Origin of the sequence: Streptomyces sp. NPDC086080 (assembly GCF_044540255.1) — a bacterium.
Taxonomy (GTDB): domain Bacteria; phylum Actinomycetota; class Actinomycetes; order Streptomycetales; family Streptomycetaceae; genus Streptomyces.
The window spans coordinates 148,085-161,895 of record NZ_JBITRU010000014.1 but is presented as its reverse complement, the minus strand read 5'-3'; the positions used below and the strand labels follow the sequence as shown (position 1 = coordinate 161,895).

The 13,811-nt window shown below is 72.5% G+C and carries 11 protein-coding genes; 5 read left to right on the top strand and 6 right to left on the bottom strand.

Annotated features, from left to right (window positions below; all coding sequences use genetic code 11):
• Positions 1–61 precede the first annotated feature (61 nt).
• Positions 62–1,474, top strand: a complete 1,413-nt coding sequence (locus tag ACIF9R_RS18770) for a Cys-Gln thioester bond-forming surface protein (protein WP_399981075.1) — start codon at positions 62–64, stop codon at positions 1,472–1,474.
• 193 nt (positions 1,475–1,667) lie between these two features.
• Here ACIF9R_RS18770 and ACIF9R_RS18765 read toward each other — a convergent pair whose 3' ends face one another.
• Entirely contained in the window at positions 1,668–1,877 is a 210-nt protein-coding gene (locus ACIF9R_RS18765) for a hypothetical protein (protein ID WP_399981073.1), read from the bottom strand.
• A 255-nt stretch (positions 1,878–2,132) separates the two neighbouring features.
• Here ACIF9R_RS18765 and ettA point away from each other — a divergent pair, with 255 nt between their 5' ends.
• The 3 genes from ettA to ACIF9R_RS18750 are packed head-to-tail and all read left to right on the top strand — an operon-like array spanning position 2,133 to position 4,904.
• Positions 2,133–3,797: an energy-dependent translational throttle protein EttA gene (ettA, locus tag ACIF9R_RS18760; RefSeq protein WP_399981071.1), complete on the top strand. Its 1,665-nt coding sequence runs from the start codon at positions 2,133–2,135 to the stop codon at positions 3,795–3,797.
• 4 nt (positions 3,798–3,801) lie between these two features.
• Complete coding sequence (locus ACIF9R_RS18755) at positions 3,802–4,242, top strand: acyl-CoA thioesterase (RefSeq protein ID WP_399981068.1); 441 nt, start codon at positions 3,802–3,804, stop codon at positions 4,240–4,242.
• On the top strand, positions 4,239–4,904 hold the full coding sequence (locus ACIF9R_RS18750; RefSeq protein WP_399981065.1) for a hypothetical protein: 666 nt from the start codon (positions 4,239–4,241) through the stop codon (positions 4,902–4,904). The genes ACIF9R_RS18755 and ACIF9R_RS18750 overlap by 4 nt, the downstream gene beginning before the upstream one ends.
• A gap of 43 nt (positions 4,905–4,947) precedes the next feature.
• On the opposite strand, the gene ACIF9R_RS18745 is transcribed toward ACIF9R_RS18750, so the two are convergent.
• Positions 4,948–5,361 carry a globin gene (locus tag ACIF9R_RS18745; RefSeq protein ID WP_399981062.1) on the bottom strand — a complete coding sequence of 138 codons (414 nt, stop codon included), beginning with the start codon at positions 5,359–5,361 and terminating at the stop codon, positions 4,948–4,950.
• A gap of 49 nt (positions 5,362–5,410) precedes the next feature.
• Here ACIF9R_RS18745 and ACIF9R_RS18740 point away from each other — a divergent pair, with 49 nt between their 5' ends.
• Positions 5,411–6,397: a methyltransferase domain-containing protein gene (locus ACIF9R_RS18740; protein WP_399981059.1), complete on the top strand. Its 987-nt coding sequence runs from the start codon at positions 5,411–5,413 to the stop codon at positions 6,395–6,397.
• A 90-nt stretch (positions 6,398–6,487) separates the two neighbouring features.
• On the opposite strand, the gene ACIF9R_RS18735 is transcribed toward ACIF9R_RS18740, so the two are convergent.
• The 4 genes from ACIF9R_RS18735 to ACIF9R_RS18720 form a co-directional block, all read right to left on the bottom strand.
• Positions 6,488–7,909 (bottom strand): FHA domain-containing protein, encoded by a 1,422-nt coding sequence (locus ACIF9R_RS18735; protein ID WP_399981056.1) that lies wholly within the window; start codon positions 7,907–7,909, stop codon positions 6,488–6,490.
• An 81-nt stretch (positions 7,910–7,990) separates the two neighbouring features.
• Positions 7,991–9,337, bottom strand: coding sequence for a VWA domain-containing protein (locus ACIF9R_RS18730; RefSeq protein ID WP_399981054.1), 1,347 nt, complete (start codon positions 9,335–9,337; stop codon positions 7,991–7,993).
• A 130-nt stretch (positions 9,338–9,467) separates the two neighbouring features.
• A complete protein-coding gene (locus ACIF9R_RS18725) occupies positions 9,468–11,051 on the bottom strand; it encodes a PP2C family serine/threonine-protein phosphatase (protein ID WP_399981051.1) in 1,584 nt (527 codons plus the stop codon).
• Positions 11,052–11,054: 3 nt separating this feature from the next.
• On the bottom strand, positions 11,055–13,793 hold the full coding sequence (locus ACIF9R_RS18720) for a tetratricopeptide repeat protein (protein WP_399981048.1): 2,739 nt from the start codon (positions 13,791–13,793) through the stop codon (positions 11,055–11,057).
• Between the last annotated feature and the right edge of the window lie 18 nt (positions 13,794–13,811).

The window sequence follows — 13,811 nt, the reverse complement described above, 5'->3', positions numbered from 1 at the left end:
GGAGACTCTGCTGGTGGGGCCATCCCCCCGCGCCAACGGGTCCTGCTCGGAAGGGAATTAGGTGTCTGTTTCGTTCTCCGCGTGGACCGCGCGCGGACGTGGGTCGGCCCGTCTCGCCGCGGGAGCTCTGGTGTCCGGACTGGTCGCCACCACCGTGCTGGCCGGCGCCGGGACGGCGGCCGCCGACGACGGGACGGCGCCGGGACGCGGCGGAGCCGCGGCGACCATAGGCGGACTCAAGACATACGGCGCCGCTGTCATACGCGGCGCCGCTGGGGACACCCAGGTCTCCGCCGGTCTGTTCGAGATGTCGGTCGAGGGTGGCGGCACGCTGCAGACCTACTGCGTCGACATCCACACGCCCACCCAGAAGGACGCCAAGTACCACGAGACCGCCTGGAGCGGCACCTCGCTGGGCATCAACGAGGACGCCGGCCGGATCCACTGGATCCTGCAGAACTCCTACCCGCAGGTGAACGACCTCGCGGCGCTGGCGAAGAAGGCGGGCGTCCGCGGCCGGCTCACCGAGCAGGACGCGGCGGCCGGCACCCAGGTGGCCATCTGGCGGTACTCCGACGACCTGGACGTGGACGCCGTCGACCCGCAGGCCGAGCAACTCGCCGACTATCTCCACGAAAAGGCCCGCAACCGGCCGGAGCCCGCGGCATCGCTGACCCTGGACCCCCCGGCTGTCTCCGGCCGTCCGGGGGAGCGCGTCGGCCCGGTGACGGTCCGCACCGACGCCCACAGTGTGACGGTCTCCCCGCCGGCGGACGCCGCGACGGGCGGAGTGCGGATCGTGGACGAGAAGGGCGAGCCCGTCACGACGGCCGTCGACGGCAGCAGGATCTTCTTCGACGTGCCCGAGGACGAGGCGGCGGACACGGTGGAGCTGACCGCGCAGGCCTCCACGACGGTGCCGGTCGGCCGTGCCTTCGTCTCCGAGAGCCGCAGCCAGACACAGATCCTGGCCGGATCCAGTGAGTCGACCGTCTCGGCGACGGCGAGTGCCACCTGGGCGGAGAAGGGCGCGATACCCGCCCTGTCGGCCCGTGAGAACTGCGTCAAGGGCGGCGTGGACCTCACGGTCACCAACCGGGGCGACGAGCCGTTCACCTTCGCACTCGCGGGCGCGGAGCACACCGTCGCGGTCGGCGGGTCCGGCACGGTGACGGTCCCGCTGAACGAGGACCAGCCGTACGACTTCACGGTCCAGGGCCCGCCCGGCTTCCAGGAACGCTTCACCGGCATGCTCGACTGCCGCACCCGGGCCGCCGAGGTGGGCGCCACCACCCAGACCCTCACCGCCCCCAGCGCCACACCCCTGGTGGACACCCCCACCGACACCAACCTCGCCGCCACCGGCGCCTCCAGTGCCACCCCGTGGATCACGGGCAGCGCGATAGCCCTGGTCGTCCTGGGCGGAGCGGCCCTGGTCATCACCCGCCAGCGCCAGATCCCGTCCGGCGACTGAGCATCCCCGGGGCCGTCCCCGGGATCGTCCCCAGGCCGTCCCAGGCCGTCCCAGGCCGTCCCGGGCCGTGGAAGGCGCTCAGTGATGACCAACGCCGACCAGTGCCGACAGCTCAACAGCGGGCCCGGACGTCGATCGATCCGGCGACGGCGGCTCACGGCCACCGGTGATCAGTCGTGGCTGTGCGGTCCTCTCACGGAGAACCCGTGTTCAGGACCGCCGATGAAGCACGGTGTTCCTCGCAGACGGCCCACCAGCTCTCGCCGCCCTTGTCCTTGACCCGCACACTCCAGCGGGCGTCGCGCGGACAGGGAGATGCCCACGCGCACCGCCGCATCCGGGACTGGGTGCCCTCGGCATGCAGGTCCGGGCACCACTCGACCGGCCCCTCCAGAATCTCCATGGCGTCAGTAAAGCGCGTCCATTCGGTCACCGCGGGCGAAAGCGCGTCGCGCGGAACCCGAGGGCCGACACCAGGAGTGCCTCGTGGCGCCGGAGCCCGGCCGACGGTGGCACCGTGGCAGGCGGTCGGCTGCGCCGGTCGCAAAGCGACAGGTCAGGGGCACCTGGGGCGACGCGTTTCGTCCCAGGGGTGGCGGTACGGCAAGATGGGGTGTATCTGACCACTGCCAGATTTCAAGCTGCCGGACGGTTTCTCTTGGCTGAGTACATTTACACCATGCGCAAGGCGCGCAAAGCGCACGGCGACAAGGTGATCCTCGATGACGTCACCCTGAGCTTCCTGCCCGGGGCGAAGATCGGCGTCGTCGGTCCGAACGGCGCTGGTAAGTCGACGGTCCTGAAGATCATGGCGGGGCTCGAGCAGCCGTCGAACGGTGACGCGTTCCTCACTCCCGGTTACACCGTGGGCATCCTGCTCCAGGAGCCCCCGCTGAACGAGGACAAGACGGTCCTGGAGAACGTCCAGGAGGGCGTCGCCGAGGTCAAGGGCAAGCTCGACCGGTTCAACGAGATCGCCGAGCAGATGGCGACCGAGTACACCGACGCGCTGATGGACGAGATGGGCAAGCTGCAGGAGCAGCTCGACCACGCCAACGCCTGGGACCTCGACGCGCAGCTGGAGCAGGCCATGGACGCCCTGGGCTGCCCGCCCGGGGACTGGCCGGTCGCCAACCTCTCCGGTGGCGAGAAGCGCCGTGTGGCGCTGTGCAAGCTGCTGCTCGAGGCGCCCGACCTGCTGCTGCTCGACGAGCCCACCAACCACCTCGACGCCGAGTCGGTGAACTGGCTGGAGCAGCACCTCGCCAAGTACGAGGGCACCGTCGTCGCCGTGACCCACGACCGGTACTTCCTGGACAACGTCGCGGGATGGATCTGCGAGGTCGACCGCGGCCGGCTGCACGGCTACGAGGGCAACTACTCCAAGTACCTGGAGACCAAGGCCACCCGTCTCAAGGTCGAGGGCGCCAAGGACGCGAAGCGGCAGAAGCGCCTCAAGGACGAACTCGAGTGGGTGCGGTCCAACGCCAAGGGCCGGCAGGCCAAGTCCAAGGCGCGTCTGGCCCGCTACGAGGAGATGGCCGCCGAGGCCGACAAGATGCGGAAGCTGGACTTCGAGGAGATCCAGATCCCGCCGGGCCCGCGCCTGGGCAGCGTCGTCGTGGAGGTCAACAACCTCAGCAAGGGCTTCGGTGAGAAGGTTCTGATCGATGACCTCTCGTTCACGCTGCCGCGCAACGGCATCGTCGGGGTCATCGGACCGAACGGCGCGGGCAAGACCACGCTGTTCAAGATGATCCAGGGGATCGAGGAGCCCGACTCCGGGTCCATCAAGGTCGGCGAGACCGTCAAGATCTCCTACGTCGACCAGAGCCGCGAGAACATCGACCCCAAGAAGACGCTGTGGGCGGTCGTCTCCGACGAGCTCGACTACATCAACGTCGGGCAGGTCGAGATGCCCTCGCGGGCGTATGTCTCCGCGTTCGGGTTCAAGGGGCCGGACCAGCAGAAGCCCGCGGGCGTGCTCTCCGGCGGTGAGCGCAACCGGCTGAACCTCGCGCTCACCCTCAAGCAGGGCGGCAACCTGCTGCTCCTCGACGAGCCGACCAACGACCTCGACGTCGAGACGCTCGGCAGCCTCGAGAACGCGCTCCTGGAGTTCCCCGGCTGCGCCGTGGTCGTCTCCCACGACCGCTGGTTCCTCGACCGCGTCGCCACGCACATCCTCGCCTACGAGGGTGACTCCAAGTGGTTCTGGTTCGAGGGCAACTTCGAGTCGTACGAGAAGAACAAGATCGAGCGGCTCGGCCCGGACGCGGCGCGTCCGCACCGTGCCACCTACAAGAAGCTGACCCGGGGCTGATCTCTTGCGGCACATCTACCGCTGCCCGCTGCGCTGGGCGGACATGGACGCGTACGGCCACGTCAACAACGTGGTGTTCCTCCGCTACCTGGAGGAAGCCCGGATCGACTTCCTGTTCCGCCCGGAGAAGGACTTCAAGCAGGGGTCCGTGGTGGCGCGCCATGAGATCGACTACAAGCGGCAGCTCGTCCACCGGCACCACCCGGTCGACATCGAGCTGTGGGTCACGCAGATCAGGGCCGCCTCCTTCACCCTCACGTACGAGGTGAAGGACGGCGATGTCGTCTACGTCCGCGCGTCGACGGTGATAGTGCCGTTCGACTTCGAGGCGCAGCGGCCGCGCCGTATCACCGCGGAGGAGCGCGAGTTCCTCGAGGAATACACGGACGACACGGACGACGTGGACGACACCGCCGACGAGAAGGAGGAGGCCGTCGCCGCATGATGGTGCTCCATCTCGACGACGAGGGGGAGGCCGCGGATCTCGCGGCCTTCCTCTCCCGGCTGCTGCACTACGACCGTTCCGCCGCGGTGCGGTTGCAGGCGGCCGGCACGGCGCTCGCCGTCTTCGGCCGGCCGCCGTCCTTCGAGGTGCTCGCCGTCCGCGCCGTACGGCTGGCGAAGCCGTACGAGAACGGGCTGGACGTCGGTCTGGACGTGACCGTGTCCGCGGGTGAGCTGCTGGAATCGGTGGACGAGTCCGCCGCCACGGCCCTCGTACCCGGTGCGGTGACCGGACCGCCGTGGGCCGGCGTGCTGCCGCCACGCGGTGGCTGGCGGACCGAGCCCGGGCTGCCGGCGCCCGGCGCACTGCGCGGGCTCGTGGCCGCGTCGGTCGCCGAGTTCCGTTCCCGTACGGAGGAACTGGCGCCCGAGCTGCGTACCCGTGCCGAACTCGACCGTGTCGGGCGGGAGATCTGGTCCCGCACGGTCGCGGAGACCGGCCTCCCGGTGCGAGCCGTGCACGCCGCCCAGTCGCTGGGGTTCCTGCGGGGCGCCGAGCAGACCCTGCTCTCCTCGGGGGCGTGGCTCCGGCTGCGTACGCCCTACGGGTCGGTCGCCGTGCGCCGGGCGGGCACCGGGGCGCTGGGCCTCAGCGTGCGCTGAGGCGTGTGCTGAGGCGTGCGGTGCCGGCCGGACGGCCGCCGGTTCAGTCCGGTGAGTTGATCATCGAGGCCGCCGCGTACGTCAGGTACTTCCATATGGTCTGCTCGTGCTCCTCGGACAGGCCGAGATCGTCCAGGGCGTCCCGCATGTGCTTCAGCCAGGCGTCGTGGGCCGCGCGGTCGACCTTGAACGGCACGTGGCGCATCCGCAGCCGCGGGTGCCCGCGGTTCTCGCTGTAGGTGGTCGGGCCGCCCCAGTACTGCATGAGGAACAGGACCAGCCGCTCCTCGGCCGGGCCCAGGTCCTCCTCGGGGTACATGGGCCGCAGCAGTGGGTCCTGGGCCACCCCCTCGTAGAAACGGTGAACGAGCCGGCGGAAGGTCTTCTCCCCGCCCACCTGCTCGTAGAACGTCTGCTCCTGCAGCGTGCCGCGCCGAATCTCTGTCACGTCGTCCATGGTCTCAGACGGCAGGACGTAGGACTCAAGGCCTACGTACTGTGGAGACATGGGCGGCCAGGACCGTGAGGTGGACGACGGGCTCGCCGAGGCGGCGCGGGCGGGGCTCGTGCGGGAGATCGGCGCGAGCGGGGCCTTCGACGCCGACCCGTCGTGGCGGGAGGCGTTCGCCGCCGTACCACGGCACCTCTTCGTGCCGTCCTACTACGCCGTCGTCGTCGGCGGTTACGAACGCCGGTGGGGCGAGGACCCCGCCCCCGGCGCACGGGAGCGGTGGCTGCGGGGAGCGTACGAGGACACGCCGCTGGCGATCCGGCTGCGCGACGGCGAGCTGCTCTCCTCCAGCAGCCAGCCCTCCCTGATGGCGCTGATGCTGGCCGGCCTGGACGTACGGGACGGACAGCGGGTCCTGGAGATCGGCACCGGCAGCGGCTACAACGCCGCCCTGCTGGCCCACCGGCTCGGCGACGACGGCCTGGTCACCACCGTCGACCTCGACCCGGACATCACCGAATCGGCCCGGCGGCACCTCGACGCCGCGGGACACCGGCCGGCCGTCGTCACCGGCGACGGCGCCCGCGGAGTGCCCGCACACGCTCCCTACGACCGGATCATCGCGACCTGCGCCGTGCCGTCCGTCCCGCGCGCCTGGCTCGCCCAGTGCCGCCCGGGCGGCCGCATCCTCACCCCGTTCGCCACCGGCCTGGTCGCGCTCACCGTGCGCGACGCCGGGCACGCCGAGGGACGCTTTCTGCACACGCCGGCGTATTTCGTGCCGTTGCGCGGCACGGGCCGGCCGGGGCCGGAACCGCCGGACCTGGAGGGGCTGCCGGGAGCGGCCAGGGGCAGCGATGTGTTCCGGTTCCTGCTGGCGCTGACCGCCGGGGCCCTCGACCCGCGACGGGCGTACGACCTGTGGGAGGACGAGGGCAGGCCGCAGCGCGAACGCTACGGCCTGACCATCGACGCCGAGACCGACCGGGCCTGGCTGGACGACCCCGGGGGGCCGCACGCCTGGCCGGTGCCGGCCGGCTAGGACGACCTCGGCGGGGCTCGAAGGGTCTCGGCGGACCCCCGGCGGGCCGACCGTCTTCGCGGGGCCGCCGGGGACGTCCTGGAGCCTCGTTCAGTCCCGGCGGATGGTGATCGTCGTCCAGGCGCCCACGTGGACGCGGTCGCCGTCCTGGAGCGGGACCGGGACGAACGGCTGGATCGGCTCGTCCGAGCCGTTGACCGTCGTGCCGTTGGTCGAGTTCTGGTCGACGACCGCCCAGGTGCCGTCGGGCTGCTGGACCAGCACCGCGTGCTGGTGCGAGACGCCCGGGTCCTCCGGTGGCGTGGACAGATCGATGTCGGGGGTGTCGCCGGTGGAGTGACGGCGGCGCCCGATGGTGATCTGGTTGCCGGTGAGCCGCCGCTGCTGTTCGGGCGAGTACGCGGGCAGGTTCAGCCCTGCGGCCTCGGGGCCGGAGCGGTGCATCATCGCCATGAAGTACTCGCGGTCCGGACCGATGGTGGCGGTCCAGGTGACCGGGCCCTGCGGCTGGCGGGGCTGCTGCTGGTAGCCACCGGGTCCGGGCGGCGCCTGGGTGGCGCCGGGCTGCGGATAGCCGTAATCGCCACGCTGACCGGGCCCGTTCGGGCCACCAGGGCCACCAGGGCCACCGGGACCACCAGGGCCACCCGGTCCGCCGTTCGGCGGGGGGATCAACCAGTCGTCGTCGGCGCCGCCGAAGGACGGCCCGCCCGGCTGCGGGTGGCCGGTCTCCTGCGGGTATCCGGGCGGGGCCTGCGGACCGGGCTGGAAGGCCTGTGGACCACCGTGACCACCCGGGCCGTTCGGATTGCCGTGACCACCGGGGCCGTTCGGATTGCCGTGACCACCCTGGCCACCGGGCCCACCAGGACCACCCGGGCCGTTCGGACCACCGTGACCACCGGGACGACCCTGACCACCGGGACCACCGGGACCACCAGGGCCACCAGGGCCACCAGGACCACCGTGACCACCCGGTCCGGGTGACGGCGGTACCGGTCGTGAGGGGTCGCCGCCGAAGCCGGGCGGGCCCGGCGGGATCGGCTCGGCGGGCCGGTTCATCTGCGAGGGACGCGAGCCCTGGTAGTCGTAGGAGTCACCGCCGCCGTACGACGGGCCGGGCGGCTGCTGCTGGAAGGGCCCGCCCGGACCGGGGCCCGGGGCCGGCGGACGCGGGGCGGCCGGGGTGTACGAGGTCGCCGTGTTCGTGAGGAAGTTCCACCGGCACTCCTCGCAGAACGGTGCGGACCCCTCGCGCGGCGTACGGCACTGCGGGCACAGCTCGGTCCGGCCACCGGGACCACCGGGGCCGCCGTAACCACCAGGGCCTCCCGGGCCTCCCGGGCCACCGGGACCGCCTGCGGGGCCGCCGGGCGGCGGGAATCCGTAGCCGCCGCCGGGCGGCGGGGGCGGTGGGGGCGGAGGTGGGGGCACGGCACCCGCCATGCGGTGACCGCACACCTCGCACCAGTCGTCGGAACCCGACTGGTGTCCGTTCGGGCAGGTCGGCATGTCGGCGCTTCCCCCTCTCCTTGTCCGGCCGGTTCGGCCGGATTTCTCCAACCCCGAGGGGTCAGGCTCGATTACTTCCGGTCACTTTTTCACACGAACGGTCTTGGTCGACCGAGTCTCGAGCGTCATCTCGTCGGCCTCCTCCACCTTCGCCTTCAGTCGCACAGTACCGGTCGCGGCGTCGACGACGTCCACCACCTTCGCAAGCAGTTTCGCAGTATCCGCGTTGCCGGAGGCACTCGCGAGCTGAACGGCACGGCCCAGTTTGGCCGTTGCTCCACCCATGTCTCCCGCTTTGCGCAGGTCCAGGCCCTGTTGGATGACATGCGCCAGTTCGGCCTGCCCGGTGTAGTGGGCGACCTGCGGGTTGATCGACGTCGAGGCGGCCATGTCGTCCGTCCACACGGCCCGCACCAGACCCTGGGCGCCGAGGTTCCGGACGCCTCCTCCGGGCTGCGGAACGACCAGCGACATCCGGGCCGCCAGCATCTCCTGGCCGAGGCCGGCGGGCGGCACCTCGACGCAGACGTGGTAGTCGCGGGACTCGTCGCCCCAGGAACCGAGCGGGTAGTCGCCTGTTCGCGGGCCCGACTCGGTGCGGCGGCCGGTGAGTTCCTCGACCGTCGGCGCGACCTGTTTGACGTACCGCACCGTCGCACCGGCCGGGGTCCACAGCCGCAGCGAGACGTCCGCGACCTCCTTGCCCATCGCCGTCTCCATCATCTGTGTGAAGTCGGCGGCCAGAGCGGCCGGGTCGGCGACGATGTCGGCGCTGCCGAGGAGCGCGGAGGCGATGCCTGTGACTTCTTTCACTTCCCAGTCGGTGCCCACACCGCGGGCGTCGCAGGTGAACCGTCCGGCGCAGGCGTCCAGGGCCGCCTTCAGATCCTCCGGCGACTCGTGCTCGTTGCGGCCGTCGGTGAGCAGGATGCCGTGCCGGATCGCGACGTCCGCGGACGCCAGCAGGCGGTCGGCCAGCCCCAGCCAGGTGCCGATCGCCGTACCGCCGCCCGCGCTCAGCTTCCGCAGCTCCCGCTTGGCCTGCTCACGGGTGGAGGCGTCGGCGACCGCCGTGGCGCCGCCCCCCGGGTACACCTCCTTGGCCACATGAGTGCCGCCGACCACCGCGAAGTGCACGCCGTCGCGCAGGGCGTCGATCGCGGCGGCCGTCGCGTCCCGGGCGTTGCGCATCTTGGTCGGCGGGTAGTCCATCGAGCCCGAGCAGTCGACCATGAGGACCACGGCCGCCGACGGCCCCTCACCGGGCGAGTAGAGGTGGGGCGCCGTCACCGCGCTGCCGATGGTGCCGCCGCCGGTCGCCGTCACCGTGACGATGGCGTTGACCTCGCGGCCGCCTTCCGGCAGGTACTCGTTCTGGTACACGTCCACCGAGAACTGCGGCACGTTCGATTTCGACAAGATGGCCATGCCTGTTCGCTCCCCCTGGGATGCCCCGACGGCGCGGGGCGACGACGGACGACGGACCGGTCCCCTCCGGTCCGTCGCGGTTTGCCGTAGGACTCCGTAAGACCCCGTAGGAGGCTTCCCGTACGCGGCCTCAGGCCGATCCTGCCCCCTGGGGGACGGCGGGGAACGGCACGAGGGCCACTGTTACGTTGTCGTGGCCCCCGCCGTCGAGGGCGTGACCGACCAGGACCCGCGCGCTGTGCAGGGGGCGCACGGCGGCGTCGGCGGGGACGATCTCGGCCAGGTCGTCGGCCGACTCCGCGTAGTTCCACAGGCCGTCGGTGCAGACCACGATCACTCCGGGCCGGTCCGGCTTGAAGGACGCGGTGTGCGGCTCCAGTTCGTAGGCGTCCGCGCCGAGCCAGCCGGTGATCGCGTGGGCCCGGTGGTCCGCGTACGCCTCGGCCTCGCCCATCAGGCCCGCGGCGACCATCTGCGCGGCCCAGGAGTCGTCCTCGGTGAGACGGGCCGCCGGGGCGGAGCGGTCCACCGGGATCCAGTAGGCGCGGCTGTCACCGACCCAGCCGACGACCAGCAGACCGGCCGCCACCACCGTGCCGACGATCGTGCACGCCGGGGCGTTCTGGTGCGGGGTGTGCTCACGGGCGGCGGCCTCGGGCTCGTCGGCCAGCGCGTTGACCGCCTCGGAGGCGGCGATGATCGCGTCGTGCATCGCCTGCTGCGGGTGGGTGCCGCGCGGCAGGGCCGCGAGCAGTGACTCGGTCGCCGCGCGGGAGGCGGCCATGGACGCCTCGTCGGGGCGGGTTGCCGAGGAGACGCCGTCACAGACGATCGCCACGGAGGCGGGCGAGCCGTCGGACAGCGCGGTGGTGCCGATACCGAAGGCGTCCTCGTTGCGGTGGTGGCGCAGTCCGCGGTCGCTGACCGCGGCGAGGGGGCCGCACTCCTGTTCCATGTGGTCCCGTTCGCGCGGCTGGGCGTGGCCGCAGTTCTCGCAGTAGCCGTCGTCGTCCACCCTGCCCGCACGGCAGGCGACGCACACCGCGCCGCGGGCCTGGCGCTCCGGCCCGGCGGCCACCCGGGGGTCGGGCGCCTGGAGCGGGTACTCCTCGGGCTGCGCGGGATGAGGAACACCGCCGGGTTGCCCCTCCGGAACGGGACCGGCGGGCGCGTGGGGCGCGTCGGGCTGCGAGCGGCGGTCGAAGCGCACCCCCGACGACGGGGCCGGGGGAGCGGGCGGCGGGGGTACGGCGCCGCCCTCGGCCGGCGTCCGGGCGGGGGCGGGGGTGGGAGCGGGAGAAGCGGAGGGGACGGGGGGAGCGGGGGCGGCGGGGGAAGCGGCGGGGGGAACAGGGGCGGCCGGTCCGTCCGCCCCGCCGGACGGCGGGGAGCCGTCCGAGTTCGTGCCCGGTACGTCCGCCGGCTGATGGGTCGAGGGCGCGTCGACGGAGCCATCCGGGGCGGGCGCGGGCCAGGCCGGGGCGGCCTGCGGTGCCGCCTGCGGTGACGAGGGCGGCGGCCCGGGGTGGGCACGGTCGGCGGACGTCTGGGCCGGCACCGAGCCGTTCATGACGATGGTCGGCTCGTCCTGCGGCCGTGCGGGGACCACGGACAGGTCGTATCCGCACGCACCGCAGAAACGATCACCCGACTCGAGGGGTTCCTCGCAGCTCGGGCACTTCGACAGCGCGGCCTGCTGGGGCATCTGCGACATCAACTACACCCACGTCCGGGGGCGGTAACGATTGGCACGTTCCACCAGGTCGATCCTCTCCTCGGCACCGCGCGCCAGCCGGGCCAGCATGCGGTACGAACGCTCCAGGCCGAAGCGCAGGCCCCGCTCGTCCAGGCCGCTGCCGAGCAGCGTCCGTCCCCCGGCGGCCGCAGGAGCGGAACCCTGGCCCCCGGAGAGTACCCAGTCCAGCCCGCAGCCGAGGACCTCGGCCGACAACAGCTCACGCCGTGCCGGATCCAGACCGTACGCCTCCAGGGCCTCGACCTGCCCCGCGGCGGCGGCCAGGTCGTCCAGAAACGGTACGTCACCGGGGGCGGCCGTGCGTCCGCGCAGCCGCGCCCGGACGGCCGCCACCCGCGCGGCCGTGTAGTGGATGGAGGACTCCGGCACCGACTCCAGCGTCCGTACGGCGCCGCGCCGGTCACCGGCCGCCAACTGGACACGGGCCAGCCCGAACGCGGCGCTCACATAGCTCGGATCGGTCGACCACACCAGCCGGTAGTACTCCGCCGCGTTGTCCAACTGGCCCAGCACCTCCGCGCACAGACCCAGCGCCAGCTTCGGCGCGATGTCACCCGGGAAGGCGTCGTAGATCGCGTCGAAGGCGAGCGCGGCGCCCTCGTGGTCGCCGGTGACGAGCGCGGCCACCCCCCGGTACCAGACCACCCGCCAGTCGTCGGGGTCCTGGTCCTCCAGAGCGCGCAGGGTCCCGAGCGCCGTGGCCAGTTCGCCCGTCTCCAGCCGGGCGCGCATCTCGCGCAGCCGGGTTTCGGTGGACGGGGCGGGCGCCGCGGCCAGCGCGTTGATCAGCTCACCCGGCGCGGACGTGAGCAGACCCGCGAGGAAGCCGGCGTTGGGGTCGGCGGGGTGGACATGCGGAACGGGGAGCGCGAGCGCGGCGCGGGCGCAGTCGACGGGTTTGACGAGGGCGGCGGAGGGCGGAGCGGCAGGGGTGGTGGGCCAAGGGGCGTAAGCGGCGGGGGCGGTGGGGACCGTGGGGGTGCCGCCCGCAGGAGGGAGGGCCGGGCGGCCCTTGCGGGTCCGGGTCCGGGAGCGCGGCGTCCTGGCCCCCAGCCGGGACACCTCCCCGTTCAGCGGCGGGAACAACTCCGTGTCCGTCACCCGCAGTTCCGGGCCGAACAGAGTGGACAGCGCGGGGCGGGCCCGGCCCGACTGGAGGGAGACCACCTCGCGCAGCACACCCGTCAACTGCTCGGTCATCTCCTGCGCGGAGGCGAACCTGCGGGCCGGGTCCGGGTCGGTGGCCCGCACCAGCAGCCGGTAGAACGACTCGTACTGCCGGAAGACCTCGATGTTGTCCGGGTCCGGCAGCGAGTCCACGAAGACGCTCGTGTACCCCTGGAAGTCGAACGTGAGGACGGCGAGCGTACGGGCCACCGTGTACAGGTCGGACGCCACCGAAGGACCCACCTCGGCGACCTCGGGCGCCTGGTAGCCGACCGTGCCGTAGATGGCCGACTCCTCGTCGTCCATCCGGCGCACCGCGCCCATGTCGATCAGCTTCAGCTGGTCCTCGGTCTGGATCGCGTTGTCGACCTTGAAGTCGCAGTACAGCAGGTTGCGGCTGTGCAGATGCCCGAGCGCCTCCAGGGCCTCGATGCCGTACGCGCACGCCTGCTCCACCGGCAGCGGGTCACGTCTGCCCTCCGCGGTGCGACGGGCGTTGGCGATCTCCTTCAGCGATTTGCCGCCCAGGTACTCCATGACGATGTAGCCGTCGAGCGAGCCGGTGCGCTGGTCCAGGTGCTCCACGAAGTTGTAGATCCGCACGATGTTGGCGTGCTCGATCTCGGCGAGGAAGCGGCGCTCGGAGATCGCCGCCGCCATCGCGTCCTGGTCGCCCGTGTCCAGCAGGCCCTTGAGGACCACCCAGCGGTCCGAGACGGCCCGGTCCACGGCGAGATAGATCCAGCCGAGGCCGCCGTGTGCCAGACAGCCGACCACCTCGTACTGGCCGTGCACCACGTCCCCGGACCGCAACTTCGGCACGAACGAGTACGGGTGTCCGCACTTGGTGCAGAACCCCTCCGTACGCCCCGGCCGGCCGTTGCGGGCCCGGCCCACCGGCGCCCCGCAGTCCGAGCGCGAGCAGAACCGCTTCCGCTCGGGCACCTCGGGGTGGTCCAGCACCATCCCGCGCGGATCGGGACGCGGGATCGGCGGCACCTCGACCAGCCCGGCACCGAGGCGGCCCCGGCCGGACGAACCGGCGCCCGTCCCGGAGCTGCGCACCGACACCGAGCGGCCCGAGGTCCGGCCGGAGAGCGCGCGCGAGAGCCGCCCGGAGACCGAACGCCGGGACTTCGACGACTGGGACGACGTACGCGAGCTGTGCCCGCCGGCCCGGCTGTCGCGGGACCGTCCGCTGCCGGCCCGTCCACTGCCGGCCCGTCCGCTGCCGGCCCGTCCGCTGCCGGCCCGTCCGCTGCCGGCCCGTCCGCTGCCGGCCCGTCCGCTGCCGGCCCGTCCGCTGCCGGCCCGTCCGCCGCCGGACGAGCCGCGTGAGGCACGGCCGCCCGCCGTGATGCCGGTCGGGGGCGAGGCGACCAGGCCCGTGGGTGACACGACCGGGGCGAGGCCGCAGGTGTCGCAGTACAGCTCGCCGCCGCCGACGTCCTCGTACACGCCGTCGCAGTCGGGGCGCTGACAGGCGTGCGGCGCCTGGCCGGCCGCGGCGGGCCGGCTCTCCGGCTCGCTCATGACACCGCCCCCTCCTGG

Coding starts and splice junctions, on each gene's coding strand:
- ACIF9R_RS18765 (WP_399981073.1), bottom strand. CDS start 1,877: ATGGAGATTCTGGAGGGGCCGGTCGAGTGGTGCCCGGACCTGCATGCC.
- ACIF9R_RS18750 (WP_399981065.1), top strand. CDS start 4,239: ATGATGGTGCTCCATCTCGACGACGAGGGGGAGGCCGCGGATCTCGCG.
- ACIF9R_RS18745 (WP_399981062.1), bottom strand. CDS start 5,361: ATGGACGACGTGACAGAGATTCGGCGCGGCACGCTGCAGGAGCAGACG.
- ACIF9R_RS18740 (WP_399981059.1), top strand. CDS start 5,411: ATGGGCGGCCAGGACCGTGAGGTGGACGACGGGCTCGCCGAGGCGGCG.
- ACIF9R_RS18735 (WP_399981056.1), bottom strand. CDS start 7,909: ATGCCGACCTGCCCGAACGGACACCAGTCGGGTTCCGACGACTGGTGC.
- ACIF9R_RS18730 (WP_399981054.1), bottom strand. CDS start 9,337: ATGGCCATCTTGTCGAAATCGAACGTGCCGCAGTTCTCGGTGGACGTG.
- ACIF9R_RS18725 (WP_399981051.1), bottom strand. CDS start 11,051: ATGTCGCAGATGCCCCAGCAGGCCGCGCTGTCGAAGTGCCCGAGCTGC.
- ACIF9R_RS18720 (WP_399981048.1), bottom strand. CDS start 13,793: ATGAGCGAGCCGGAGAGCCGGCCCGCCGCGGCCGGCCAGGCGCCGCAC.